The 25,335-nt window shown below is 59.6% G+C and carries 22 protein-coding genes; 7 read left to right on the forward strand and 15 right to left on the reverse strand.

Features of this window, described 5'->3' with window-relative positions:
- Positions 1-5: 5 nt before the first annotated feature.
- The 3 genes from HDE72_RS11825 to HDE72_RS11835 form a co-directional block, all read right to left on the reverse strand.
- Complete coding sequence (locus HDE72_RS11825; RefSeq protein ID WP_183740941.1) at positions 6-677, reverse strand: hypothetical protein; 672 nt, start codon at positions 675-677, stop codon at positions 6-8.
- 166 nt (positions 678-843) lie between these two features.
- On the reverse strand, positions 844-2,568 hold the full coding sequence (locus HDE72_RS11830; RefSeq protein WP_183740944.1) for a dipeptidyl-peptidase 3 family protein: 1,725 nt from the start codon (positions 2,566-2,568) through the stop codon (positions 844-846).
- An 87-nt stretch (positions 2,569-2,655) separates the two neighbouring features.
- Positions 2,656-3,255, reverse strand: coding sequence for a short chain dehydrogenase (locus HDE72_RS11835; protein WP_183740947.1), 600 nt, complete (start codon positions 3,253-3,255; stop codon positions 2,656-2,658).
- A gap of 112 nt (positions 3,256-3,367) precedes the next feature.
- On the opposite strand from HDE72_RS11835, the gene HDE72_RS11840 reads away from it, so the two are divergent.
- Positions 3,368-4,285, forward strand: coding sequence for a LysR family transcriptional regulator (locus HDE72_RS11840; protein WP_183740950.1), 918 nt, complete (start codon positions 3,368-3,370; stop codon positions 4,283-4,285).
- 9 nt (positions 4,286-4,294) lie between these two features.
- On the opposite strand, the gene HDE72_RS11845 is transcribed toward HDE72_RS11840, so the two are convergent.
- From HDE72_RS11845 to HDE72_RS11855, 3 genes are read right to left on the reverse strand one after another with little or no spacing between them, the layout of a single operon-like run.
- Positions 4,295-5,758, reverse strand: coding sequence for an efflux transporter outer membrane subunit (locus HDE72_RS11845; RefSeq protein WP_260176639.1), 1,464 nt, complete (start codon positions 5,756-5,758; stop codon positions 4,295-4,297).
- A 32-nt stretch (positions 5,759-5,790) separates the two neighbouring features.
- Complete coding sequence (locus tag HDE72_RS11850; RefSeq protein ID WP_183740953.1) at positions 5,791-7,389, reverse strand: DHA2 family efflux MFS transporter permease subunit; 1,599 nt, start codon at positions 7,387-7,389, stop codon at positions 5,791-5,793.
- Between the two features lie 6 nt (positions 7,390-7,395).
- Complete coding sequence (locus HDE72_RS11855; RefSeq protein ID WP_183740955.1) at positions 7,396-8,592, reverse strand: HlyD family secretion protein; 1,197 nt, start codon at positions 8,590-8,592, stop codon at positions 7,396-7,398.
- A gap of 137 nt (positions 8,593-8,729) precedes the next feature.
- On the opposite strand from HDE72_RS11855, the gene HDE72_RS11860 reads away from it, so the two are divergent.
- Positions 8,730-9,455: a TetR/AcrR family transcriptional regulator gene (locus HDE72_RS11860; RefSeq protein WP_183740958.1), complete on the forward strand. Its 726-nt coding sequence runs from the start codon at positions 8,730-8,732 to the stop codon at positions 9,453-9,455.
- A 5-nt stretch (positions 9,456-9,460) separates the two neighbouring features.
- On the opposite strand, the gene HDE72_RS11865 is transcribed toward HDE72_RS11860, so the two are convergent.
- The 6 genes from HDE72_RS11865 to aceE form a co-directional block, all read right to left on the reverse strand.
- On the reverse strand, positions 9,461-9,793 hold the full coding sequence (locus HDE72_RS11865) for a hypothetical protein (RefSeq protein ID WP_183740961.1): 333 nt from the start codon (positions 9,791-9,793) through the stop codon (positions 9,461-9,463).
- A gap of 36 nt (positions 9,794-9,829) precedes the next feature.
- Complete coding sequence (locus HDE72_RS11870) at positions 9,830-10,108, reverse strand: hypothetical protein (RefSeq protein WP_183740964.1); 279 nt, start codon at positions 10,106-10,108, stop codon at positions 9,830-9,832.
- A 12-nt stretch (positions 10,109-10,120) separates the two neighbouring features.
- Positions 10,121-11,284, reverse strand: coding sequence for an STAND family AAA ATPase (locus HDE72_RS11875; protein WP_183740967.1), 1,164 nt, complete (start codon positions 11,282-11,284; stop codon positions 10,121-10,123).
- Between the two features lie 252 nt (positions 11,285-11,536).
- Positions 11,537-13,321: a dihydrolipoyl dehydrogenase gene (gene lpdA, locus HDE72_RS11880; RefSeq protein ID WP_183740970.1), complete on the reverse strand. Its 1,785-nt coding sequence runs from the start codon at positions 13,319-13,321 to the stop codon at positions 11,537-11,539.
- Between the two features lie 10 nt (positions 13,322-13,331).
- Positions 13,332-15,014 (reverse strand): dihydrolipoyllysine-residue acetyltransferase, encoded by a 1,683-nt coding sequence (gene aceF / locus HDE72_RS11885; RefSeq protein WP_183740972.1) that lies wholly within the window; start codon positions 15,012-15,014, stop codon positions 13,332-13,334.
- A 94-nt stretch (positions 15,015-15,108) separates the two neighbouring features.
- On the reverse strand, positions 15,109-17,805 hold the full coding sequence (aceE, locus tag HDE72_RS11890) for a pyruvate dehydrogenase (acetyl-transferring), homodimeric type (RefSeq protein WP_183740975.1): 2,697 nt from the start codon (positions 17,803-17,805) through the stop codon (positions 15,109-15,111).
- Positions 17,806-18,101: 296 nt separating this feature from the next.
- Here aceE and folD point away from each other — a divergent pair, with 296 nt between their 5' ends.
- The 4 genes from folD to HDE72_RS11910 all read left to right on the forward strand — a co-directional run bounded on the left by folD (position 18,102) and on the right by HDE72_RS11910 (position 21,968).
- Complete coding sequence (folD, locus tag HDE72_RS11895) at positions 18,102-18,947, forward strand: bifunctional methylenetetrahydrofolate dehydrogenase/methenyltetrahydrofolate cyclohydrolase FolD (RefSeq protein ID WP_183740978.1); 846 nt, start codon at positions 18,102-18,104, stop codon at positions 18,945-18,947.
- Between the two features lie 158 nt (positions 18,948-19,105).
- Positions 19,106-21,181: a M3 family metallopeptidase gene (locus HDE72_RS11900; RefSeq protein WP_183740981.1), complete on the forward strand. Its 2,076-nt coding sequence runs from the start codon at positions 19,106-19,108 to the stop codon at positions 21,179-21,181.
- A 5-nt stretch (positions 21,182-21,186) separates the two neighbouring features.
- Positions 21,187-21,612 carry a DNA polymerase III subunit chi gene (locus tag HDE72_RS11905; RefSeq protein ID WP_183740984.1) on the forward strand — a complete coding sequence of 142 codons (426 nt, stop codon included), beginning with the start codon at positions 21,187-21,189 and terminating at the stop codon, positions 21,610-21,612.
- Entirely contained in the window at positions 21,609-21,968 is a 360-nt protein-coding gene (locus HDE72_RS11910) for a hypothetical protein (RefSeq protein ID WP_183740987.1), read from the forward strand. The genes HDE72_RS11905 and HDE72_RS11910 overlap by 4 nt, the downstream gene beginning before the upstream one ends.
- Positions 21,969-22,008: 40 nt before the next feature.
- Here the strand turns inward: HDE72_RS11910 and HDE72_RS11915 are convergent, their stop codons facing one another.
- A complete protein-coding gene (locus HDE72_RS11915; protein WP_183740990.1) occupies positions 22,009-22,212 on the reverse strand; it encodes a hypothetical protein in 204 nt (67 codons plus the stop codon).
- A 12-nt stretch (positions 22,213-22,224) separates the two neighbouring features.
- On the opposite strand from HDE72_RS11915, the gene HDE72_RS11920 reads away from it, so the two are divergent.
- Complete coding sequence (locus HDE72_RS11920) at positions 22,225-23,367, forward strand: branched-chain amino acid ABC transporter substrate-binding protein (protein ID WP_183740994.1); 1,143 nt, start codon at positions 22,225-22,227, stop codon at positions 23,365-23,367.
- Positions 23,368-23,457: 90 nt separating this feature from the next.
- Here the strand turns inward: HDE72_RS11920 and HDE72_RS11925 are convergent, their stop codons facing one another.
- Entirely contained in the window at positions 23,458-24,708 is a 1,251-nt protein-coding gene (locus HDE72_RS11925) for a glycoside hydrolase family 99 protein (RefSeq protein ID WP_183740997.1), read from the reverse strand.
- A gap of 182 nt (positions 24,709-24,890) precedes the next feature.
- The gene (locus HDE72_RS11930) at positions 24,891-25,202 is read right to left on the reverse strand and encodes a c-type cytochrome (RefSeq protein WP_183741000.1); all 312 of its coding nucleotides are present in this window, start codon (positions 25,200-25,202) and stop codon (positions 24,891-24,893) included.
- Positions 25,203-25,335 lie beyond the last annotated feature (133 nt).

A 25,335-nucleotide genomic window follows, 5' to 3' on the forward strand; every position in this document is an offset into this window, starting at 1 on the left:
GTCCATCATCCTTTGTCGCCGCTCAAGCCTTTTCTCCACAAAACTTGCGCCTGTTCAAATAGCGAGGCAGCACCATCAAATGCATGCTCGCCGCCTGCCAGGACCAGCCACGCTTGCGTGGCGTGCGAACCACCCGCCGCACCCTCCTGCTCCCGTACCGAACCCATCCATGCCAGCACGGCGCCGTAGTCAGCCAGATGACGGCTGTGCATCCATGCCAGCGCCACCAGGTCCGCATAGCCTTCTTCACGGCGCGTTTCACGCAGCTCTGCTGCGCCCATCGACTTGGCAGCAAGATCGACAAAACCGGCCGGCAAAACATGCCAGTTGCCCTGCGCATAACGCTGGCAATGGCCGATCTCATGCGCCGTCATGGCTTCTATCATCAAGCCCCGTTGCTCGACCGGCACACCCTGCAAGACCGCTTCGGCCTGGGCATTGCCGCGCATGGACAGCACCAGCTTGCAGCGCCCGCCATCGAAACCCAGCGCCAGCGGCACGGCATTCGGCGCATCTTGCGGCTGGACAACGATATCGATAGGCAAACCTTGCTCGCGCGCATAGGCGATCACGGGACTACCCGCTTGCAGCCAGCGCGTTTCCAGCGGGGTCAGGCCGGACTGGGCCATGACAGGCAAGGCGATACACAGCATGAGCAGGGGAAGCAATTTCAACATGGAGTCAACACGGAAAACAGAAAACACGGGAAGTTTGCAACTGCAGAGTAAGCGGACAAAATATTTCCACAAGGAAAAACTGGCAACTTTCCAGAGAAAAGACGAAAAAAAAACCGGCGCCGCAGCACCGGTTTTCTAAATTGGCAATCATTGCCCCTTAAAACGTTTATTTCTTGGCTGCCTGCACCTGGTCCAGCGCACGCGCCGTGACGAATTCCGGGCGGATATCGTTCGGCACGGCCTTCATCTTGTCGAGCGCCAGTTGCACTTCCGGGCGGATCACCACGTATTTGGCCATCAGCTCCTTGGCGCGCGCATAATCACCGGTCGCTTCAATGGTCAAAAATTCGCGGTCCAGGTCCATCACGGCCTGCTTGATCCTGGAAAAATCCACGCCAAACTTGCCATCGCCCAGCGACACGAAACCGCCCTTGTCCAGGATGTAATTGAGCTGGATCGCCATGCCGCGCGCATGCGAATCGGTCAGGCCGAAATGCAGGGTGCGAAAGCCCGAGGCGAGGAAGGTGTTGTACAGCTTGCGCTCGGCCGCGTCGCCCTGGCCCAGGGTGTCGTTCAACTGGCCCTTGTCCATCATGTAGCGCAGCGCGTACAGGCCGGTGATGTCGGCCTTGGCTTCTTCGATGGTGGAATAGGTTTCCTTCAAGTCCTGGCGCGGCGTCGAAGCCTTGCCATCGATCTGCGTGGCGTGCGGGCCCAGGCCATGCATGATTTCATGCGCGAGGATGTGCGTGAAGAAGGAATTGAAATCGACGTCCTGCTGCGCTTCCGGCGTCAGCACCAATTTCGAAATCGGCGTCAGGGTGGCCTTGAATTTGGCTTCCTGCACGTTTTTCAGCATCACGCGCTTGGAGCCGCGCGCGCTGATGATGCGCTCGTCGTTGGGCAGGTTGTAGGCCGCCGTCTGCACCGCCATATTGCCGTCACCGGCGCCATACACCTGGTTCACCACCACCATCGGCGCCAGCGCGCCCACTTTCGGATTGCGGTATTGCGCGTCCAGCGGCAGGTTGTCTTCCAGTTCCTGCATATGCCTGGCGAAGAAGTTCAGCTTTTGCGTTTCAGCCTGGTCGCGGATATTCACGTAGGCTTCAAACGCCGCCTTGTAGCCGAACAGTTCATCGTTATACGTTTCGTATGGGCCGATGGTGATATCGACCGGCGCATCGAGGTCCATCCAGGCGAAGTCGGACGGCAGGTAATCGTTGTCGAGGAAAGCCTGGGCGCGCAGGCCGAGGAATTTCTTCAGCGAGGCGTTGTCGGTGGCGGCCGCCGCTTCATTGAGCAGTTTGGCCAGCTGCGTCAATTCCTTTTTGTATTCGTCCGAATACTTGACGGTGCGGTACTGACCGTTCTTATCCGCGCGAATGGTGGTAAAAAACCATTGTGCCTGCTGTTTATCGACTTCCGGCAGACGGTTCATCCAGCTTTCCAGGCTGGCCTTGCTGGCGCCTTGCGGATAAAAATTGCCCGCTTCCGGCTTTTTCTCGGGGATGGCAATACCGGCATACGTGGCGGGCATGAACGATGCATGGCCGTCGAGTACCGACCAGGGGCCCTTGTTGATCCAGAAGTAGTTCAGGCGCGCCTTGCCCAGCGCCGACTTGTCTTTTTTCAGGGCTGCCCACAGCGCCTCATTGCCAGCCCAGCGCTGGCGCAGCTGCAGCACGTCGACCAGCTTGGCCGCTTCGACCAGCTTGGCGATGGCCTTGCGGTCGCCGGCCGACAGCTGCGAGGTATCGGCAGTCAGTGCAACGGGCGCATAACGGGCGCTCATGGCGTTCAATTGCGCTACGGTGGCTGGCGCGCTGGTGGCGGCGCAGGCGCTGCCGACGGCGGCGGCCATCAGCAGGGGGAACAGGATTTTTTTCATGGTGTCTCGGCTGGAACCGCTATCTGAACGGTATTGGATAAACAGCCTCGCATTGTAATCCACGCTGCGCCACCACACCCTGTGCTCTTACCAGACCTTATACACTTGCCCTGTCTGCACGCCTTCCACGCTGCGGCTGTACGCCAGCGCCACGCGGCTGGCCGGCGCCGGTTCGAAACCGTGGAAAAAGGCGCCGTAAGCGTCCAGCGATTCGGTCAAGACGGTCGGGCTGACCACGTTGATGCGCAAGCCGCGCGCCAGTTCGACGGCGGCGCCGCGTACAAAACCTTCGACAGCCGAGTTGGTCATGCTGGCGGCCGTGCCGTAGCGGATAGGCTGGTCCGCCACGATGCCGCTGGTGAGCGTGATCGAGCCGCCATCGTTCAGGTATTCCTGGGCCACCAGGGCCACGTTGACCTGGCCCATCAACTTGCTGTTCAGCCCCACCTGGAATTGCTCAGGTGTAAATTCAGCCAGCGGACCGAAGTGCAGGTTACCGGCCGTGACGATCACGGCGTCAACCTTGCCGATGCGGTGGAACAAGGCACGCACCTGAGCGATATCGCTCATGTCGGCCTGGTGGGCGCCGCTGCGGCTGCCCACTTCGATGATCTCGTGGCGCTGTGCCAATTCCGTATTGACGGCCTTGCCGATGGTGCCGCTGGCGCCGATGATGACGATTTTCATGGTGTTTTCCTGTGTAGTGTTGAACGATGGAGCCAGTATGCGCCCGTATTCAAAAGGAATAAATACGCTAGAATTCACAAGATTACTAACCCATAGTTTGGAATAGAACCGCATGGACAAGCTGCGCAGCATGGAAATCTTTGTCGCCGTGGTTGACCAGGGCAGTTTCACGGCGGCCGCCGACAGCTTCCGCATTTCGCCCGTGATGGTCGGCAAGCACGTGAAATACCTGGAACAGCGGCTGGGCACGCGTTTGCTGACGCGTACCACGCGCCGGCAAAACCTGACGGAAATCGGCCAGCAATATGTGGAACAGTGCCGCCAGATTCTGCTCCAGATCGCGGCCGCTGAAACGGGCGCCGAAGCGATGCGGGCCACGCCGCGCGGCAAGCTGAAGATTTCTGCGCCCGTGTCCTTCGGCAGCGAACGCATCGCGCCACTGATGGCCGACTATCTGACGGCGTATCCTGACGTGAGCCTGGAACTCAATCTGAATGACCGGATGGTGGACCTGGTGGAGGAAGGATACGATGCGGCCATCCGTATCGGCGCGCTGGAAGATTCGAGCATGGTGGCGCGGCCCTTGCGGCCCTACGCGATGGTGATTTGCGCCTCGCCCGATTATCTGGCCAGACATGGTACGCCGCGCACGCCAGGCGACCTGCTTGACCATGAATGCGTGGATTTCATGCAGTGGTCGCGCCATATGCGCTGGCGCCTGTCCGACAAGGAAGCGCGCCACGATGGCGCACCGGCCGAGAGCCGCTTCCGTTCCAACAATGGCCAGGCGCTGCGCATGGCGGCACTGCACGGTTTCGGCATCGTGATGCAGGCCGAAATTCTGCTGGCCGACGATATCGCCGCAGGCACGCTGGTGCCGATATTGCAGGACTATGTGCCGGCGCCGCGCCTGATGCATTTGCTGTATCCGCGCGACCGCCAGCCCACGCCCAAGCTGACGACCTTTATCGACTTCATCATGGAACGCTACGGGCCGGTAGTGAGACCACTACCGGCCACGCTCACGTAACTGGGGCTGTCAGTTCGCCTTGGCCAGTTTGGCCAACTCGCCTTCCGGCTGCCAGCCGGCGCCCAGCGAGCGGGCCACGGCCACCGTCGCCAGCAGGCGCTGGGTCTTGATCTGCACGGCCGCGCGGTCCGCTGCCAGCGAGCTGCGCTGGGCGTCGGTGACGTCCAGGTAGTTCGAGATGCCGCGCTCGTAGCGGGTGCGCGCCACCAGATAGGCGCGCGCCGCCGCTTCCTGCGACACGGCTTGTGCGTCGCCCTGCAACTTGCGCTGCTCCACGTCGGACAAGGCGTCTTCCACTTCGCGCAAGGCGGTCAGCAGCTTGCCTTCATGGTTGGCCACCGCTTCCGCGTAACGGGCTTTCGACAGATCCAGATTCGCCTGATTGCGGCCACCATCGAAGATCGGCAGCGACAACGCCAGCGGACCGACGCTGAACTGGCGCGAACCGCCTTGCGCCAGGTCGCGCAGTTTTTCCGAGGCATAGCCAAAACTGCCCGTCAATTGCAGCGATGGGTAAAACGCGCCTTCGGCCACGCCCACCTGGGCATTGGCCGCGCGCACGCCGGCCACGCTGGAAATGAGGTCAGGACGATGGGCCAGCAGGCTGGCCGGCAAACCGACGGGAATCGACGGCGGCAGCGGCAGCGCGGCCGGATCGGTCACCACCGGCAGCTGCATGGCGGCCGGCGATTTGCCAATCAAGGTGGCCAGGCTGTTTTCCAGCAGGTTGCGCTGGCGTTTGACTTCGTACAGGTCCGCTTGCGCATTGGCCAGTTCAACCTTGGCGCGCGCCAGGTCCAGCTCATTGGTCAAGCCGCCGTTAAAGCGCGCCTCGACCAGTTGCAGCGATACACTGCGCGTATCGAGCGCACCGTTCAGTATCGCCATTTCCGCATCCAGGCCGCGCAACTGCCAGTAAGTATTGGCTACTTGGGAAGACAGGATCAGCAGCACGCCATCGAGGTCGGCTTGCGCACCCAGCGCTTGCGCATCGGACGCTTCGACCAGGCGTTTGACACGGCCCATCAGATCGATTTCATACGACATCGATACGCCAACTTCCACGTCGTTACCGCTGATGGACTGGCCGCCGAAAGCCATGCCCTGGGCAGTCTTGGCCGAGCTGTGCGAATTCGACACCGAGGTGCTGGCATCGAAGCGTGGCCGTTGGCTGGCGCGCGCCGTATTCGTTTGCGCCAGCGCCTGCAGCAGGCGCTCGCCCGCTGCCTTCACGCTGGGGTTGTCACGCAAGGCGCTTTGTTCCAGGCGGTTCAGGGTCTCGTCGTGGTAGATGCTCCACCAGTCAACCGGCAGCTGCGCTTCGCTGGCGGCGCCGGCCGCGTGGCGGAAGCCCGTGTCAGCCACATTCGCGGGCGCCTTGAAATCCTGGCCCACGGTGGTGCAGGCGCTGAGCGCCAGGGCCAGCGAAACGGCCAGCGCAATTTTCGTCATGTTCGTGTATGCGGTTTGCATGATATTTACCTCTTGTTTTTTTTCAGGGACGGTCAATGACCGCCGCCACCGCCACCAGGGGCTTTGAGTTTGTCGGCCAGCCACAGGGGCACGATGCAGGCCAGCAGGATGGCGCCGACGATCAGGAAGCCATCGTTGTACGCCATCACATAGGCTTCGCGGCGCACGATGCTGTCGATCGCCTGCAAGGCCTGGTTGCCGGCCGTGACCGCATCGGCGCCCTTGTCCATGAAGGACGCCGTCAACTGGTCGATGCGCAATTGCGTGGCGCTGGAAAAGGAATTGATTGCCTCGCCCAGACGCTGCGAATGGAAATGTTCACGCGTGCTCAGGGCCGTCGCCAGCAGGGCGATGCCGATCGAACCGCCCAGGTTGCGCGTCATGTTGAACAGGCTCGATGCCGATGGCATGTCTTTCGGCGCCACGCCCTTCATGGCGAAGTTCGACAGGGTCAGCATCACGAAAGGCTGGCCCAGCGCCCGCACCACCTGCGACCACAGCAGCTGATCGTAGCCGGTGGAAGCGTCCATATACGCGTTCATCAGACAGGAACCGCCAAACAGCAGCAGGCCGAACGAACACAAAATACGGTTATCCACCGTCGACGACAGCTTGGCCACGAAGGGCATGATGAATAGCTGCGGCAAGCCCACCCACATGATGACTTCACCAATCTGCATCGGCGAGTAGCCGGCGATCTGGCCCAGGAACAGCGGCAGCAAAAAGGCCGAGCCATACAAGCCCATGCCCATCACGGCCGACAGCACGGTCGCCACCAGGAAGTTGCGCTGGCCGTACAGGGCCAGGTTGACGAACGGTTCGGCGCGCGTGGCGCTGGTCACCACCCAACCCAAAATACCGGCCAGCGCCATCGCGGCAAAGGTGATGATGAAAACGGAATCGAACCAGTCCTTCGAATTGCCCTCTTCCAAGAAAATGGTCAGGCTACCGAGGCCCACGGCCATGCAGAAGATGCCCAGCCAGTCGGCTTTCCATAAGGCCTTCAGGTTCATCGGTTCGCGGTCCAGGCCATAGATCATGCCGAGGATCAGCAGCACGCCGGGCACCCAGTTGATGTAAAAGATCGATGGCCAGCCATACAGTTCGCTCAGGTAGCCACCCAGGGTCGGGCCCATGGCTGGCGCCAGGGTAGCCGTCAAACCAAAGATGGCCATGCCGGTGGATCGCTTCGACGGTGGCAGCTTGAGCATCACCAGGGTGAACGCCATCGGAATCAGCGCGCCGCCCGTAAAGCCTTGCAGCATACGGAAGACGATCATGCTTTCCAGGTTCCAGGCCGTGCCGCACAGGGTGGAGAACAGCAGGAACAAGGTGGTCGTGCCTATCATGTAGGCGCGCAGGCTGAACACGCGCACCATCAGCGCGGTGAGGGGGATGACGATAATTTCAGCCACCAGGTAGGCCGTGGAAATCCACGAGCCCTCTTCCTGGGTGGCCGACAGCGAGCCAAGGATATCCTTGAGCGATGAGTTGGTGATCTGGATGTCGAGCACCGCCATGAAGGCGCCCAGCATGCCGGCGGCGACCGCCAGCCAGGTACGCCCGGAGACTTTCTCGCTGATCACGGGAAACGCTGGCGGTTTCGCCAGTGTGTTGGAGGAGCTGCTCATGGCACGTTAGCGGGCGGCGGTCTGGGCAGGAGCAGCCTGGCCGGCGGTCTTGTCGATACCAGGCTGGTTGATTTCCACTTCGGCGATCACCGACATGCCGGGCACCAGGCGGCCGTTGAGGGCCTTGATGTCTTCCGGCTTGAAGACGATTTTCACAGGCACGCGCTGCACGATCTTGGTGAAGTTACCGGTGGCGTTATCGGCTGGCAGCAGGGCGAATTGCGCGCCTGACGCCGGTGCAAAGCTGTCGACGGTGCCGATCAGTTTTTTACCGGGCATGGCGTCGATGCTCACGTGCACGCTCTGGCCGCGATGCAGGTCGGCCAGTTGCGTTTCCTTGAAGTTGGCCGTGACCCAGACATTGTCTTGCACGATGGCCGTCAATTGCTGGCCAGGCTGCACGCGCATACCCGTTTCCACGTTACGCTTGCCGATACGGCCCGAGACTGGCGCCAGGATGCGGTTGTATTGCAGTTGCTGTTCTGCGTCTTTCAATTGCACGCGCAGCACGGCCACTTGCGCCTTGGCCACGTCGCGCGCAGCCAGGGAGGCGCCGATCTGGGCCTTGGCGGCAACAGCGCTGTCACGGCGGGCGGCCAGGTCAGCCACGGCGCTCGAGCGGGCCGCATTGGCTGCGTCCACTTCCGCTTTCGAGACGGCTTTCATCTGGCCCGTGTACAACTGGCCATAACGGTCGGCATCCTGTTTCGCGCGCAGCAATTGCGCATCGGCCTGGGCGATCTGGGCCTGGGCGCCGCTCGCTTGCGCTTGCGCTTGTGCGATCTGTGCATCGGCCTGCATCACTTGCTGTTCCGCGCTGGCGATCTGCGCAGTGATTTGCTCGGTCTTCACGCGCTGGTCGAATGGATCGAGTTCGGCAATCACGTCGCCCTCTTTCACCATTTGATTATCGTCAATAAATACCTTGGTGACAACGCCGGAAATGCGCGCCGAAACGGGATGCACGTGACCGGAAACGTAGGCGTTTTCCGTTTCCACGAAATAATGGCTGCGATACCACATGCGTGCGCCGGCACCCAGCGCGACCAGCACGATCAGGCCGGCAATGATTTTCACGCGGTTATTCGGTGCAGGGCTGGCAGCAGCGGCGGGCGCGGACGGTGCGGCGGGGGCTGTGGTTGGGGCCGCGGGAGGAATGGCGCTAAGCGCCTTTTGTTCTGCTTGGCCAGGCTGGTTGGACATACTGCGCTCCGAAAATGAAATGATGTAGGTTCATTATTGGACAAAGGAAAGCGCTTGTCAAGAAATGAAACGGTTGCATTTCATTTTAATTTGCACTACAGTGCTAGTCATCACTCACCAACCAAGAGACCCCGAACATGCCTGATCCCGGCCTCAGCGACACCTTGCCCATGCCAACTGATACTGAATACGATAGCGCCGCCATGGAGATGTTTTTCTGCGGCAAGTCTGCGGGGCGTCCACGCGAGGCCGACAAGGAAGCGCGCGCCGAAAACCTGCTGTACACGGCCGGCTGTTTGTTCCTGGAAAAGGGTTATGGCAAAGTGAGCCTGGAAATGATCGCGCGCCAGGCCCATGTGGCGGTACGCACGATTTATGTGAAGTTTGGCGGCAAGTCGGGCTTGTTCAATGCCGTAGTGGAACAACGCCGCGACGCCTACTTTTCCACCATGCCCGCGCTGGAAACAGATATGCGCCCCCTGCCCGCCATCCTGGGCGAGTTCGGCATGCTGTTCCTGCAATTAATCACGATGCCGGCAGCGGTACGCCTTAACCGCATGGTGGTCGCCGAAGCCGCCAGCCACCCGGAACTGGCCGAGACGTTTCACAAAGTGGGGCCAGGACGCACGCGCGACATGCTGACGCGCTTCTTCAGCCGTCCCGAGATCGCTATCCAATTCCGCGCGAAATTGACGCCAGAACAACTGGCCATACATTTACTGAACTGTCTGCTGGACGACCAGATGTCGCGCCTGCTCTTCCCACCGCTGACACAGCCAGACCCGGCGCAACTGCGCAAGCTGCTCGATCACCGTCTCGATCTGTTCTTGCGGGCAACCTTGCGCGCGCCGCTGGCGGCCTGAAAAATCTATTGATCTGCTTGGGGCGCCAAGGGTAGCGCCTGGCTCACCCGGGCATCCACGCCAGCATTGACGGCATTCAGCTTCCCATAGCCATAGGCAATCAGGGCAACCAGGATAATCGTCAGGAAGTTGGTGATCAGGGCGGCGCCGACTTCGGCCAGCCAGCCGTAAATACCACGCTTGGCGGCCAGTTCGCTGCGGTCATGGAACATCCCGCATTCAGCCACCGTCGGATCCGGGCCACCATTTTCCGCCTGCAGATTGATGATCCACTCGACCTTGGTTTGCTTGTACAGTGAATATGCCAAGGCCCCAATAAAATCATTGGGGCCTTTCACCAGCTAATCATAAACGTGCGTCATGACGCATTAAACTCAGGCGGCCAGCAGCTCGCGCGCCTTGGTCATGGCGTCATTCATCTCTTTGACTGAGAATGGGATGGTCGCGCCTTTGATACGCGTTGGAGCAGAGTCAGGATCGGACACAGCATTGCTGGCAATTTCCGCGCCAGCCATCTGCGCCATCAGTTTTTTGTTAATTTGCAGCGCATCGGCAGCGCTAAAAAAATGTCGCATGATTTGCCTCCCGAGTTCATGACCACTGAATTTACACAGGATAGCGCGTTCAACAGGGCCACTCTTAAGCGGCGACAAGCTATCCCTGTTTTACTGCGCGGGCATACCCACGCCGGACGCCTGTGGCGCAGTCGTCTCGCTGCGCTCGTCACTCAAGCCCAGTGCACGCAGGAAAGGCCGGGCTGCCGATGGGCCCTCGACGCCAAACACCGTTTCGCTGCCATCGCGCCGCTCGGGACCGTAACGCATCAGGTCGAATGAGGTTTCAAAGCGCTGCGCCAGGAAATAAGTACGGAAGTAATCGAAGGCAAACACGACCTGGCCATCGGTGCGCGCCAGCAAGCCCTGGGCGTACAGCGGCGACAGCCATTGCTCGGCGGATACGTCCCAGCCTTTGACGGCGCAATAATCGCCGGCAAAGCAGTCCAGCTCATCCTGCAGCAAGAATAGCGTCTTGGCCTCGAACAACACAAAGGCCAGCTCGATCAGGAATTCACGCGCATCGGCCGCTATGCCGACGTCGCTGCGCTTGCCCATCAAACCATCGAAATAGTCGCGTTCACCGGCCAGTTGCGGCAGCAAGGTGGCGAACACATATTCGGCATCGCGCTGGCCCGCATCTCGGCCATCGGGTGTGTACAGCACCGACAAGGCAAAAGCCTTGCTGACTTCATCAAACTCGCGCAACGCTACCGTCCACGGCGTCAGCGGCGCCTTGTCACCGGCGCTTCCCACATCAAATTCCAGCACGGCATACGCGGCCATCTGGCCATGCGGGCTGTAGAGGCTGCCAGGATTACTCTTGAATAAAATGCCCAGCGCTTTCATCAGCGAACTGGCTTCGCCCGTGTGCTGATGGCCATGAAAGACGGCGTGGATATTCTTGTACAGCGCGCGCTGCTCGGCACCCGCATGCTCGTCGGCCGAAAAGAAACTGAAACCCGCGTTGCCCAGCACGCCAGCTGGCGCACCTTGCGTCCGGCTTCCCGGCACCAGATAAAAGCGCGCGCCAGGCAGGCTGGCTGCCTGCAGCAAGGGACGCAGGAAATATTCGTAGACATAGGTGGGGGTCGTGCGGCTATCGGCATCAGCCGCCAGCAGCTGGCCCGTGAAGAAAATCGCATCGATCTGCTTGCCCGCATCGCGGAAGGCGGCCACATCCTGGAACAAAGAGTGCAGCATGAGCGCTTGCTCTTGCTCATCCGCATGGCGCAGGCGTACGTCAGAAATATGGAGGGCGGTAAATTTTTTCATTGTTGCAATACTTTCTCAGCACAGCCAAACTTGACCGAACAATAGCAACTTCATGGCAAAAAGCACACGCCCCAGGTCAAGCATAAGCGAAACATAGTTACAGAGCGATATTGTCCCACTTTTTCCACAGGGAAATACTCACCAATATTCACACTGCGGCGTATAAGTCACAGCGATGGGTATCGAACAGAAACCAACAATAAAAAAACCGGGAACATGTCCCGGTTTTTTGTACTGAAAGTCAATATTGCATCAGCGCTTGCGTGGTGGCGGCAAGTCCGTGCATGTCCCTTCGTAGACTTCCGCCGCCATGCCGATCGATTCGCCCAGGGTTGGGTGAGGATGGATGGTCTTGCCGATGTCGGTGCCGTCGCAACCCATTTCGATGGCCAGCGCGATTTCACCGATCATGTCGCCGGCATGCGTGCCGACGATGGTGCCGCCGATGATGCGATGCGTTTCCGCGTCGAACAGCAGCTTGGTGAAACCTTCAGCGCGGCCATTGGCCACGGCGCGGCCCGAAGCGGCCCATGGGAAGTGGCCCTTCTCGACCTTGATGCCCTTGGCTTTTGCTTCGTCTTCGGTGATGCCGGCCCATGCCACTTCCGGATCCGTGTAGGCGACCGATGGAATCACCTTGACGTCGAAGTGCGACTTCTGGCCTGCTGCCGCTTCGGCGGCCACGTGGGCTTCGTGCACGGCTTTATGCGCCAGCATCGGCTGGCCGACCAGGTCGCCGATGGCGAAGATGTTCGGCACGTTAGTGCGCATCTGGCTGTCGACGTTGATGAAGCCACGGTCGGTCACTTGCACGCCAGCCTTGTCGGCGGCCAGCTTTTTACCGTTCGGGCTACGGCCAACGGCCACCAGCACCAGGTCGTAGATTTGCGGCGCAGGCGCGGTGGCGCCCGCTTCGGCGGCTTCAAACGTGACCTTGATGCCTTCCGGCAGCGCCTCGACGGCCACCGTCTTGGTCTTGGTCATGATGTTGTCGAAGCGTTTTTCATTGAACTTCTGCCAGACTTTGACCGCATCGCGGTCAGCGCCCTGCATCAGGCCGTCCATCATTTCAACCACGTCGATGCGCGCACCGAAGGTCGAATACACGGTCGCCATTTCCAGCCCGATGATGCCGCCGCCAATCACCAGCATGCGTTTCGGGATCTGGCGCAGTTCCAGCGCACCGGTCGAATCGACGATGCGTGGATCTTCCGGCACGAAGGGCAGTTTGACGACCGACGAACCGGCAGCGATGATGGCCTGCTTGAACTGCACGACTTTTTTCGTACCGTCAGCAGCCGTCACTTCGATGTGGTTGGCGGAGAGGAACTGGCCCACGCCCGTGACCACCTGGGTCTTGCGTGCCTTGGCCATGCCGGCCAGACCGCCGGTCATGTTCTTGATAACGCCTTCCTTGTAAGCGCGTACCTGGTCGATGTCGATGGTCGGCTTGGCAAACGTCACGCCCGTGTTCGACATGTGCGCCGTTTCATCGATCACCGACGCCACGTGCAGCAGCGCTTTCGACGGGATGCAGCCGACGTTCAGGCACACGCCGCCCAGCGTTGCATAACGCTCGACGATGACGGTGCTCAGCCCCAGGTCGGCCGCGCGGAACGCCGCCGAGTAACCGCCAGGACCGCCACCCAGTACCATCATGTCGACATCGATATCGACCTGGCCGCTGTAATTGCCGGCCGGGACGATTGCTGCAGCAGGTGCTGCAGCCGGTGCCGCGGCTGGGGCAGGAGCGGCGGCTGGTGCAGCAGCAGCAGCAGGCGCCGGGGCAGCTGCATCAGCTGCCGCATCGACCACCAGCAGCACGCTGCCTTCAGCGATCTTGTCGCCGACCTTGACTTTCAATTCCTTCACCACGCCGGCGTGGGTCGAAGGAATTTCCATGCTGGCCTTGTCCGATTCCACGGTGATCAAGGACTGGTCCAGCTTGATGGTGTCACCCACCTTGACCATCAGTTCGATGACTTCGACTTCCTTGAAGTCGCCGATATTCGGTACTTTTACCTCTACTGTGCTCATCAATCGCTCCTTACAGCAGAATTTTGCGCATGTCGGCCAGGACTTCGCCGAGGTACACGGAGAATCGCGCGCCCATCGCACCGTCGACCACGCGGTGGTCGTAGGACAGCGAGGTGCCCATCATCAAACGTGGCTGGAAGGCCTTGCCATCCCATACCGGCTTGATCGAGGCTTTCGACAAGCCCAGGATGGCGACTTCCGGCGCGTTCACGATCGGCGTGAAGTGCGTGCCGCCGATGCCGCCCAGCGACGAAATGGTGAAGCTGGCGCCCTGCATGTCGGCTGGTTTCAGCTTGCCTTCGCGCGCTTGCAGCGACAGTTCGGTCATTTCCCTGGCGATTTGCGTGACGCTCTTCTGGTCCGCGTTTTTGATCACGGGAACCACCAGGCCGTTCGGCGTATCGGCCGCGAAGCCAACGTTGTAGTACTGCTTGAGGATCAGGTTTTCGCCCTTGGCGTCCAGCGAAGCATTAAATGCCGGGAATTTCTTCAGCGCGGCAACCGAAGCCTTGATGACGAAAGCGAGCATGGTCAGCTTGGCGGCATCCTTGTTCTTCGCGTTGGCAGCATTGGTCTCGACGCGGAACGCTTCCAGGTCGGTCACGTCCGCTTCGTCGAATTGCGTGACGTGCGGGATCATGACCCAGTTGCGGTGCAGGTTAGGACCCGAAATTTTCTTGATGCGCGACAGCGGCAGCAATTCGGTAGCGCCGAATTTGGCAAAATCGAGCGATGGCCATGGCAGCAAGTCAAGGCCCACGCCCGAACCAGCCTTGGCGACCGGCGCCGCATTGGCAGCACCTGGCGCAGCGACCGCGCCCGACATCACGCCCTTGACGAAGTTTTGCACGTCTTCCTGGGTGATGCGGCCCTTAGGACCGGAACCGGCCACGCGGCCCAGTTCCACGCCCAGTTCGCGCGCGAACTTGCGGATCGATGGCGATGCATGCGCCAGCTTGCCATTGACGACGGGCGTAGCTGCAGGGGCGGCAGCAGGCGCTGGAGCGGTGGCCACCGGAGCGCTGGCAACAGCGGCAACTGGTGCGGCAGCTGCTTGCGCCGGCGCTGGCGCAGCGGCGGCAGCAGGAGCGGCGGCTGGAGCAGCACCGGTCGTTTCCACGACCAGCACCAGCGAACCCTTGGCAACCTTGTCGCCGACCTTGACTTTCAATTCCTTGACGATACCGGCGTGGCTCGATGGAATTTCCATGCTGGCCTTGTCCGATTCCACCGTCAACAGCGACTGGTCGACCTTGATCGCATCGCCAACCTTGACCATCAGTTCGATGACTTCGACTTCCTTGAAGTCGCCGATATCGGGCACGGTCACTTCAACCAGCGCAGGCGCGCCGGCAGCGGCGGCCGGTGCAGGTGCAGCAGCGGCAACTGGTGCTGGCGCAGCCACGGCGGCGGCAGGTGCAGGAGCTGCGGCTGGCGCAGGAGCCGAAGCGCTGTCCGCTACTTCCAGCAGCAGGACCAGCGAACCTTCGGCGATCTTGTCGCCCACGTTGACTTTCAATTCCTTGACGACACCGGCGTGGCTCGATGGAATTTCCATGCTGGCCTTGTCCGATTCGACCGTGATCAGCGACTGGTCTACCTTGACCGTATCGCCTGGCTTGACCATCAGTTCAATGATCTCGACTTCCTTGAAATCGCCGATATCCGGGACTTTGACTTCCACAATGCTCATAGCTTGCTCCGTTATTTTATTTGTCAGATGGACTCGCAAACGCGCCAAGGACGTACTTGCGTACGGCCTTGGCGCTATCGAATCCGCACAACGATTACTGGGTCACCGGATTTGGTTTGTTCGCGTCGATGCCGTACTTGGCAATCGCCTGCTCCACCACCGACACGTCGATCTTGCCTTCGTCAGCCAGCGATTTCAACGCGGCCACGGTCACATAATAACGGTTCACTTCGAAGAACTCGCGCAGTTTGGCGCGGCTGTCCGAGCGGCCGAAGCCATCGGTGCCCAGCACTTTGTAGGTGCGGCCCTTAGGCATGAAGGCGCGGATCTGTTCTGCGAAGGCGCGCATGTAGTCGGTCGTGGCGACGATCGGGCCGTCGGTTTCCTGCAACAGCGACGTCACGTACGGCACGCGCTGCTGTTTCGACGGGTTGACCATGTTCCAGCGTTCTGCGTCCTGGCCATCGCGGGCCACCAGCGTCAGCGACGGCGCCGACCAGACGTCTGCAGCCACGCCCCAGTCGTTTTGCAACAGTTCGGCAGCGAAGATCGATTCGCGCAGGATGGTGCCGCAACCGATCAGTTGCACGCGCAGCTTGGCGTCAGCCTGGCCTTCCTGCAGCTTGTACATGCCTTTCAGGATGCCTTCTTCCTGGCCTGGCTTGATGCCTGGCTGGGCGTAGTTCTCGTTCATGATCGTGATGTAGTAGAACACATCTTCCTGATTGGCGATCATGCGGCGCAGGCCGTCCTGCACGATGACGGCGACCTCATGGCTGAAGGTCGGGTCATATGGCATACAGGTCGGAATCGTCGCGGCGAAGATATGGCTGTGGCCATCTTCGTGCTGCAAGCCTTCGCCGTTCAAGGTGGTACGGCCAGCGGTGCCGCCCATCAGGAAGCCGCGTGCGCGCATGTCGCTCGCTGCCCATACCTGGTCGCCGATGCGCTGGAAGCCGAACATCGAGTAGAAGGTGTAGAACGGGATCATGATGCGGTCGTTGGTCGAGTACGACGTCGCCGCAGCGATCCACGAGCTCATGCCGCCTGCTTCGTTGATGCCTTCTTGCAGTATCTGTCCAGCCTTGTCTTCGCGGTAGTACATGACCTGGTCTTTATCGACTGGCTCGTACAACTGGCCGCGTGGGTTGTAGATACCGATCTGGCGGAACAGGCCTTCCATGCCGAAGGTACGCGATTCATCGACCAGGATAGGCACGATGCGCTGACCCAGGCTAGGGTCTTTCAACAGGGTCGAAATAACGCGCACGAATGCTTGCGTGGTCGAGATTTCACGGCCTTCAGGGGTCGCTTCCAGCACGTTCTTGAACGCGTCCAGGGCCGGCACCGGCAGGGTTTCTTCGGCTTTCCGACGGCGCTGCGGCAGGTAGCCGCCCAGGGCCTTGCGGCGCTCGTGCAGGTAGACCATTTCCGGCGCATCGTCGGCAGGCTTGAAGAATGGAATATCAACCAGCTTGTCGTCAGGGATAGGCAGTGAGAAGCGGTCGCGCATTTCGCGCACGGCTTCGTCGTCCAGTTTCTTGGTCTGGTGAGCGGTGTTGCGCGCTTCGCCGGACTTGCCCATGCCGTAGCCCTTGATGGTTTTCACCAGCAGCACGGTAGGCTGGCCCTTGTGTTCCTGGGCGACCTTGAAGGCAGCGTAAATCTTGTGTGGATCGTGGCCGCCACGGGTCAGACGCCAGATGTCGTCGTCGCTCATGTTGGCAACCATTTCCAGCAGCTTGGGATGCTTGCCGAAGAAGTGCTTGCGCACGTAGGCGCCATCCTTGGCCTTGAAGTTCTGGTACTCGCCGTCGACGGTGTCCATCATCACTTGCTGCAGGATGCCATCCTTGTCTTGCGCCAGCAGCGCGTCCCAGCCCGGGCCCCAGATGACCTTGACGACGTTCCAGCCGGCGCCACGGAATTCGCCTTCCAGTTCCTGGATGATCTTGGTGTTGCCGCGTACCGGGCCGTCCAGGCGCTGCAGGTTGCAGTTGACCACGATGACCAGGTTGTCGAGCATGTCGCGTGCGGCCAGGCCGATTGCGCCCAGCGATTCCGGCTCGTCCATCTCGCCGTCGCCGCAGAATGCCCACACCTTGCGGTTGTCGGTCTTGGCGATGCCGCGTGCGTGCAGGTACTTCAGGAAGCGTGCCTGATAAATTGCCATGTGCGGGCCCAGGCCCATCGACACGGTCGGGAACTGCCAGAAGTCAGGCATCAGTTTTGGATGCGGGTACGACGACAGGCCCTTGCCATCGACTTCCTTGCGGAAGTTCAGCAACTGCTCTTCCGACAGACGGCCTTCGAGGAAGGCGCGCGCGTAGACGCCAGGCGAGGAGTGGCCCTGGATGTACAGCAGGTCGCCGCCGTGGTCTTCGGTCGGTGCGTGCCAAAAATGATTAAAACCAATACCCAGCATGTTCGCCAGCGAGGCAAACGAGGACAAGTGGCCACCGAGGTCGCCGTCGGCGCGGTTGGCCTTGACCACCATGGCCATGGCGTTCCAGCGCATCCACGAACGCAGACGCTCTTCGTATTCCAGGTTGCCCGGGCAGTGTGCTTCTTGTTTGGTGGGGATGGTGTTGACGTAGGCGGTGGTGCTGGAGAACGGAATTTGCGAGCCATTGCGGCGGGCCAGGTCGACCAGGCGCTCCATCAAATACTGTGCGCGCTCGGGGCCTTCATTTTCGAGCACGGCTTCGAGTGCGTCCAGCCACTCTTTGGTTTCCTGCAAATCCGGGTCGGTGCCGATCTGCGTCGTTACCTGATTCAGTTGAGCTGACATCTGTTGAGTCTCCTGTTGTGATCGCCCCACCCCGATTTTCCGGATCGCTGTCGGACGGTATTTCGCTGATTATTTACTATTAAGATCAATTAGTGGGGCGATTCTAACAGCGTATTTAGTATTTTTCAAATGGCGATACATGATTTCATATTGTGAAATACCCCTATAGAATTTATGCTGCACCGCCGCAAATTCTGACCGGAAATTAATACTGAAAGAACGTCAATCGCGCCGGTTTCATTCCCACGGCTTTATAATCTGGTTTTCCCTCCCACCAGCCTCTCAGCTCTCATACCATGCCAGCACAACTGATCGACGGAATTGCCCTCTCCCAAAAACTGCGCGCAGAAATCGCCACCCGCGCCGCCGCCCTGACCGCCAAGGGCACGCAGCCCGGCCTGGCCGTGATCCTCGTCGGCGAAGATCCGGCAAGCCAGGTTTATGTGCGCAACAAGGTCAAGGCTTGCGGCGACGTGGGTTTCCACTCGGTGCTGGAAAAGTACGAAGCCGACCTGTCGGAAGCAGCCTTGCTCGCACGCATAGCCAGCCTGAACGCCGATCCGGCCATCCACGGCATCCTGGTGCAAATGCCTTTGCCTAAACACATCAATCCGCACAAGGTGATCGAAGCCATCGCCACCACCAAGGATGTGGACGGCTACTCGGTGCTGAGCGCCGGCGAACTGATGACGGGCTTGCCAGGCTTTCGCCCTTGCACGCCTTATGGTTGCATGAAACTGATCGAAAGCACGGGCGTCGACCTGCGCGGCAAGCACGCCGTCGTCATCGGCCGCAGCAACACGGTGGGCAAACCGATGGCACTGCTGCTCTTGCAAGCGAACGCTACCGTCACCATCTGCCATAGTGCAACACCGGACCTGGGCCACCACACGCGCAACGCCGACATCGTCGTCGCCGCCGTGGGCCGCCGCAACACCCTGACGGCCGACATGGTCCGTCCGGGCGCCATCGTGATCGACGTGGGCATGAACCGCGACGACAACGGCAAGCTGTGCGGCGACGTGGACTTTGCCGGTGTGAAAGAAATCGCTTCGCATATCACCCCGGTGCCGGGTGGCGTGGGTCCGATGACGATTACGATGTTGTTGATGAATACGGTGGAAGCAGCAGAGCGCATTTAAAGAGCATCTGAAAAACGCTCAGGGCAAGGTGCGGTGCCGAAGACAGTACAAATAGTACGGCGAGGCGCTGCAACGCAGCCATGGGCGTTTTCTCGGATGCGCTGGCACGTGGGCGGCTGGTCCGCCCATGACATATATAGACAGGAACAGGATAGCTGATGACAAACACCAACCCACTGCTGGACTTCTCCGGACTGCCCCGCTTCGATGCCATTACCGCCGAGCACGTTACGCCGGCCATCGATGCCTTGCTGGCCCAGGCGCGAACCACCGTGGCCAAGCTGACGTCGCCCGAAACACCGGTCAGCTGGGACAGTTTTGTTGCACCGCAAGATGAGATCGGCGAAACGCTGGGTCGCGCCTGGGGCATCGTCAGCCACCTGAGTAATGTTGTCGATACGCCAGAATTGCGGGCAGCCTTCAATGCCAGCCAGCCAAAAGTCACGGAATTCTGGACCGAACTGGGCCAGAACGAAGTACTGTTCGACAAATTCAAGCAATTGCAGGCCAGTACGGAATACGCCACACTGTCGCCGGCGCGCAAGACCATCGTCGAACACGCGATACGCGGTTTCCGCCTGGGCGGCGCCGAGTTGCCAGAAGATAAAAAAGAACGCTTCGGCGCGATCCAGGAAGAACACGCGGCCGTGTCCACGCGCTTTTCCGAAAACGTGCTCGACGCCACCAATGACTACAAGCTGCTGGTAGACACCGAGGCCGAACTGGCGGGCTTGCCCGACGACGTCAAGCAGGCGGCCCGCGCCGCCGCTGAAAAAGAGGGCAAGAGCGGCTACCAGTTTTCGCTGCACTTCCCTTCGTACTATCCTATTTTGCAATTTGCCGACCAGCGTGCGCTGCGTGAAACCATCTACCGCGCCAACGCCACCAAGGCATCCGAACAGGGCGAGGCCTTCAGTAAAAAGGACGAGTGGGACAATGGCCCGAATATCGTCACCCTGCTGAAACTGCGCGATGAAGAAGCCAAGATGCTGGGTTACAAGAATTTCGCCGAAGTGTCGCTGGTGCCGAAAATGGCGCAAAGCCCGGAACAAGTGATTTCTTTCCTCGAAGACCTGGCCCGCCGCGCCCGCCCTTATGCGGAGCAGGATCTGGCCGAGCTGCGCGCTTTCGCCAAGGACGAGCTGGGCCTGGACGAATTGCAAGCCTGGGACGTGCCTTACGCTTCCGAAAAACTGCAGGAACGCCGTTATGCCTTCTCGGCGCAGGAAGTGAAACAGTATTTTCCTGAACACAAAGTCATCGATGGCTTGTTCCGTCTCGTACAAACCTTGTTCTCGGTCAATATCCTGGTAGACACGGCCAGCGCCTGGCACCCGTCCGTGCGTTTCTACCGCATCGAACGCGATGGCCAGCTGGTGGGCCAGTTCTATCTGGACCTGTATGCGCGCGCCGGCAAGGGCGGCGGCGCATGGATGGATGACGCGCGCGGCCGCCGCTTGCACAATGGCAAGCTACAAACGCCAGTCGCCTATCTGACCTGCAACTTTACTGAGCCTGCCCTGGTCGACGGCGTATTGCAGCCTTCGCTGTTCACGCATGATGAAGTGATTACCCTGTTCCATGAATTCGGCCACGGTTTACATCATATGCTGACGCAAGTCGATGAAATCAGCGTGTCGGGCATTTCCGGCGTGGAATGGGATGCGGTAGAGCTGCCTTCGCAATTCATGGAAAATTTCTGCTGGGAATGGGATGTGCTGCAGCACATGACGGCCCACGTGACGACGGGTGAGCCCTTGCCGCGCGCGCTGTACGACAAGATGCTGGCGGCCAAGAATTTCCAGTCCGGCTTGCAAACCCTGCGCCAGTCAGAGTTTTCGCTGCTCGATATGCATTTGCACTATGACTACAATCCCTTCGGCACACAAAGCGTGCAGGAATTGATCGATAGCGTACGCCGCAAGTTCGCCGTGGTGATACCGCCCGCCTACAACCGCTTCCAGAATTCGTTTGGCCACATCTTTTCAGGCGGCTACTCGGCCGGCTATTACAGCTACAAATGGGCAGAAGTCTTGTCTGCCGATGCCTACAGCGCATTTGAAGAAGCAGCGGCGCTGACAGGTGGCGTGGTCTCGGCGGAAACGGGCAAACGCTTCCAGGCTGAAATTCTGGCCGTGGGCGGTTCGCGCCCGGCGCTGGAATCGTTCACGGCCTTCCGTGGCCGTGAACCAAATATCGACGCCCTGCTGCGCCACAGCGGCATGGCCGCCTGAGCACCATGACCCGCGTCGATTTTCACAGCAATGTGCCAGACAAGCTGGCCTATGCCAGCCGTCTGGTGCGCAAAGCCTATATGGCGGGCAACAAGGTGGTGGTATTGACGGCCGACAGCGAACAGCTGGCCGCCCTGGATGCGGCCATGTGGACCATTTCGCCGACGGATTTCTTGCCGCACGTGGCGGCCGGCGATCCGCTGGCGGTCCACACGCCCATCGTGCTGACCGACAATATGGATGTCGAGTTGCCGCATCACGATATCCTGGTCAATCTGTCGCAGCTGCCTCCGGTCAACTACGCACAATTCCAGCGCGTGTTCGAGATCGTCGCCATGGATGAGCACGATGCCCAGGCCGGCCGCCAGCGCTTCCTGCACTACCGCAAGGCCGGTATGGAGCCGACCCACTTTGTAGCAGGTAAAACATGAGCGAACAGCCATTCGATCCGGGCATCCCCCTGTTGACGGAAGTGCTGTCGGGGCCGGAAGCGCTGCAGCAAGCGGCGTCGCCAGAACCAGCAATGGAGCCGGTGATCGACGTTGCCGAACAACCCGACTGGGACGCCATCGAGCAGCGGCTGACGCAGCGCATCCTGCATCAGGTACAAGGCAAGATCGACCACCTGCTGGAAGAGCGCATCGCCCACGTCTTGCAAACCGCGCTGCAAAACGCCCTGATCGGCATGCGGGGAGCCTTGCGCGAAGACTTGCAGCAATCGCTGGAACATATCGTGGCCCATGCCGTCAGCCATGAGCTGGGCCATCTCCACTCTTCAAAGCATTAATCATCAGGGCAGATGCACGTACTCTGCCCTGAACATTCCCCTACACCATTCCCCCTCCCTGCGCCATTCTTTGGTGCATCTGCGCCGCTAATCTCGGTGCATGACGCCTCACTTTGGTGATTGTCACGACAAACAACACAAAGCCTGAAAAGCGGCTTTTCTCGGCCTGTTTTTTGTTGTACCTTTCTCCACCAGTGCCGCCTTTCGAAGCGGCTTCACGAGACGCCGCCGTATCTTTATCCATTGGAGAATGTTTATGCAGCTCAAGACCAAAGTCCTTCCGCTCGTCATCGCCCTGACCTTCGCCGGCCATGCAGGCGCCCAGGAAATCATCAAGATAGGCCATGTTGCCCCGGTTTCTGGCGCCAGTTCCCATCTGGGCAAGGATAATGAAAACGCGGCCAAGATGGCGATCGAGGACTTGAACGCCAAGGGTTTCAAGATCGACGGCAAGGTCGTGAAATTCGTGCTGGTGGCGGAAGACGATGCAGGCGACCCGAAACAGGGTACGGCGGTGGCGCAAAAGCTGGTCGACGCCAAGGTCAATGGCGTGATCGGCCACTTGAATTCCGGCACCACCATTCCCGCCTCGCGCATTTATTTCAATGCCGGCATTCCGCAGATTTCACCAGCCGCCACCAACCCCACCTACACGCAGCAAAAATTCAACACGGCCTTCCGCGTGGTTGCCAATGACAACAAGCTGGGCGGCACGCTGGGCGCCTATGCCGTGGGCAAGCTGCAAGCGAAGAAAATCGCCGTCATCGATGACCGTACTGCCTACGGCCAGGGCGTGGCCGAGCAATTCGTGAAAGGCGCCAAGAAAGCCTTGCCGGGCGTGCAAATCGTCGGCAAGGAATTTACCAATGCCAATGCGACCGACTTCAACGCGATTTTGACCAGTATCAAATCCAAGAATCCTGACCTGGTCTTCTTTGGCGGCATGGATTCCGTGGCCGGCCCCATGTTGCGCCAGATGAAGGCGCTGGGCATCAAGGTCAAATTCATGGGCGGCGACGGCATGTGCACGGAACCGCTGGGCCAGCTGGCCGGTGACGCGGTCGGCGAAAACATGATCACCTGCGCAGAAGCAGGCGGCGTGACGGGCGCAGAACAAAAAGCCATGGACGATTTCCGCGCCCGCTACAAGCAGAAATACAAGATGGACGTGCAACTGTATGCACCCTATGTGTACGACGCCGTGATGACCATGGCCACCGCCATGCAGGATGCCAAGTCGTCCAAACCGTCCGTCTACCTGCCCTTCCTGACCAAGGTGCACTACCAGGGTGTGACGGGCCCGATCGCCTTCGATGCGAATGGCGACATCAAGGATGGCTCGCTGACCCTGTTCACTTATCGCGGCGGCAAGAAGACCAAGATGGAAGTCGTCAAGTAAGTTGTTGCAGAATGGCAGCCCTGTGCAGGCTGCCGCGCAAAAAAGCGCGCCGGACACCGCTGGCGCGCTTTTTTTCGGCGCAAGCCAGATCTACATGGCGTTGATGATCGCGGCGGCCTGCGCTACCTGATGCGCGGCCAGATAACTGGCTGCGTTGTTCAGGTTTTGCTGTTGCGCCGCATTGCCGGCATACTGGACGCGCTTCTGGTACAAGGCATAAATTAATTGCAATTCACTTTGATTCGAGTTCACGCCGAGCGCTTGCTGCATCGTCGTTAAATAGCTGTAGCCAAACTCCCGCGTCGGTTCGATCATGGTGCCTTCGCCATAATCATTCCAGGTTGCAAGCTGGATATTGTCGACGCCGGGAGCAGCCAATGCTTTGTTGAGCGTCGTCGCAAATGTCGAGCCGTATGGCAATGTCCAGGTCGGGCCCTGCCAGTTACCAGCCGCATAGTAGGTATTAAATCCAGGATACGCGATCCCGAACTTGAGATTCAAGGGATGGTTATTGTAAAAATTATCCAGGCCAGCCATGCCGTCGGAGTAAATCCATGCGAATTCCCCCTTGCCGCTGGAACCAGCCTGGCCGATCTGGTACCACAGCGTCAGGAAGGTGGGCGGCTTGGGGAAGGTCGAAAAGATAGCGTTCCAGTCACTCCCGTTGACGAAGGTTTGCGGCCCGAAATCCAATATCAGCGGCGCGCCATTGATTTGAATGTAGTTGCTTTGCGTAGTGTAATTAGACTTCAGGTAAGCGATGTCTTGCTGAGCCGCAGCCAGCTTATTGGGTATCAGCCCAGCGTCATACGCCATGCCTATATTGTGATCCTCGTACACCATCGCAAAGCTCAAGCCCAGCTTGGCGGTTTGCGCCACGATGGCCTCGGCATTTTGCCGATTCTTAGGATAATCCCACACGTTCTGGCTGCCTGGCCAGTCGATCAAGACGCCATCGACACCGGCATACTTCATCAGCAGCAATTGATATTCGATGATATAGGGATCGCCGGAAGCATATGGCCCGGTTTGCGGATAATAATACGAGGCAATCTGGCGTTTTCCGCTTGCATCGACGATGTCCGGATTTTTATTCGCCATGGTCCAATGCTGGCCCCACGCGCCATTGCCCGATGAGGCCTTGGTTTCAAACCACGGCATCATGTGCATATAGATTTTTTTAGCCGAGCTCTTGGGCACAGCAACGGGGGCGACTTCCGCTTGCACCGATACCGATTTCAGGACCGTATTGCCGCCATCCTCGACAGTCCCGCTGCCGCAGCCGGTGAGCAGACCACCGACCAAGGCCATGCCCAGCATGCTGCTGATTGTTGTTTGCATTTTTTCTCCGTAAAGTGGCACCGTCCGTCAAGACGGCTTTTGGTTTCCAAGTAATCCATTTACATCACTGCAACTACTTGCTAACTTAACCCGAACGGAGCGCCTTGCGCAAGATGCTACCGATAAAAAAAACGCGCAGACCAAAGTCTGCGCGTTTTTTAAGCGTTGAAGTCTATCTCAACTCATTTTTGCGATAACACCCATTTGACCAGAGTGTGGGCTTCCGCTTCGCTCACTTGCGGATTGGCGGGCATCGGAATCGCACCCCAGGTACCGGAACCGCCCTTCATGACTTTTGCCACGAGCTTACCTTCCGCGTCTTTCTGGCCCGCGTACTTGGCCGCCACATCCTTGAATGCAGGACCGACCAATTTCGTGCTGACTGCGTGGCAAGCCATGCAATTCTTTGCTTTCGCCAGGTCAGGATTGGCCATCGCCATTTGCGAGGTCAACGCCGACACTGCCACTACAGCCACCAACATGGAACGATTCATTGTCTTTTCTCCAAAGTTACTTCCTGCGGCATTTTACCGTGTTTCCGCAGGCTCACTACGAGCCCGGATCAAGCGTTTCATCATCGTCAACGGTTGGGCACCTGTATTGTGCCCCGATTCGCGCCGCTATTCC

Source organism: Janthinobacterium saanense, from assembly GCF_014200675.1.
Lineage (GTDB): Bacteria > Pseudomonadota > Gammaproteobacteria > Burkholderiales > Burkholderiaceae_D > Janthinobacterium.

Excerpts from the sequence above, each read along its gene's own strand:
- HDE72_RS11825 (WP_183740941.1), bottom strand. The coding sequence starts at position 677 with ATGTTGAAATTGCTTCCCCTGCTCATGCTGTGTATCGCCTTGCCTGTC.
- HDE72_RS11830 (WP_183740944.1), bottom strand. The coding sequence starts at position 2,568 with ATGAAAAAAATCCTGTTCCCCCTGCTGATGGCCGCCGCCGTCGGCAGC.
- HDE72_RS11835 (WP_183740947.1), bottom strand. The coding sequence starts at position 3,255 with ATGAAAATCGTCATCATCGGCGCCAGCGGCACCATCGGCAAGGCCGTC.
- HDE72_RS11840 (WP_183740950.1), top strand. The coding sequence starts at position 3,368 with ATGGACAAGCTGCGCAGCATGGAAATCTTTGTCGCCGTGGTTGACCAG.
- HDE72_RS11845 (WP_260176639.1), bottom strand. The coding sequence starts at position 5,758 with ATGCAAACCGCATACACGAACATGACGAAAATTGCGCTGGCCGTTTCG.
- HDE72_RS11850 (WP_183740953.1), bottom strand. The coding sequence starts at position 7,389 with ATGAGCAGCTCCTCCAACACACTGGCGAAACCGCCAGCGTTTCCCGTG.
- HDE72_RS11855 (WP_183740955.1), bottom strand. The coding sequence starts at position 8,592 with ATGTCCAACCAGCCTGGCCAAGCAGAACAAAAGGCGCTTAGCGCCATT.
- HDE72_RS11860 (WP_183740958.1), top strand. The coding sequence starts at position 8,730 with ATGCCTGATCCCGGCCTCAGCGACACCTTGCCCATGCCAACTGATACT.
- HDE72_RS11875 (WP_183740967.1), bottom strand. The coding sequence starts at position 11,284 with ATGAAAAAATTTACCGCCCTCCATATTTCTGACGTACGCCTGCGCCAT.
- lpdA (WP_183740970.1), bottom strand. The coding sequence starts at position 13,321 with ATGAGCACAGTAGAGGTAAAAGTACCGAATATCGGCGACTTCAAGGAA.
- aceF (WP_183740972.1), bottom strand. The coding sequence starts at position 15,014 with ATGAGCATTGTGGAAGTCAAAGTCCCGGATATCGGCGATTTCAAGGAA.
- aceE (WP_183740975.1), bottom strand. The coding sequence starts at position 17,805 with ATGTCAGCTCAACTGAATCAGGTAACGACGCAGATCGGCACCGACCCG.
- folD (WP_183740978.1), top strand. The coding sequence starts at position 18,102 with ATGCCAGCACAACTGATCGACGGAATTGCCCTCTCCCAAAAACTGCGC.
- HDE72_RS11900 (WP_183740981.1), top strand. The coding sequence starts at position 19,106 with ATGACAAACACCAACCCACTGCTGGACTTCTCCGGACTGCCCCGCTTC.
- HDE72_RS11905 (WP_183740984.1), top strand. The coding sequence starts at position 21,187 with ATGACCCGCGTCGATTTTCACAGCAATGTGCCAGACAAGCTGGCCTAT.
- HDE72_RS11910 (WP_183740987.1), top strand. The coding sequence starts at position 21,609 with ATGAGCGAACAGCCATTCGATCCGGGCATCCCCCTGTTGACGGAAGTG.
- HDE72_RS11915 (WP_183740990.1), bottom strand. The coding sequence starts at position 22,212 with ATGGATAAAGATACGGCGGCGTCTCGTGAAGCCGCTTCGAAAGGCGGC.
- HDE72_RS11920 (WP_183740994.1), top strand. The coding sequence starts at position 22,225 with ATGCAGCTCAAGACCAAAGTCCTTCCGCTCGTCATCGCCCTGACCTTC.
- HDE72_RS11925 (WP_183740997.1), bottom strand. The coding sequence starts at position 24,708 with ATGCAAACAACAATCAGCAGCATGCTGGGCATGGCCTTGGTCGGTGGT.
- HDE72_RS11930 (WP_183741000.1), bottom strand. The coding sequence starts at position 25,202 with ATGAATCGTTCCATGTTGGTGGCTGTAGTGGCAGTGTCGGCGTTGACC.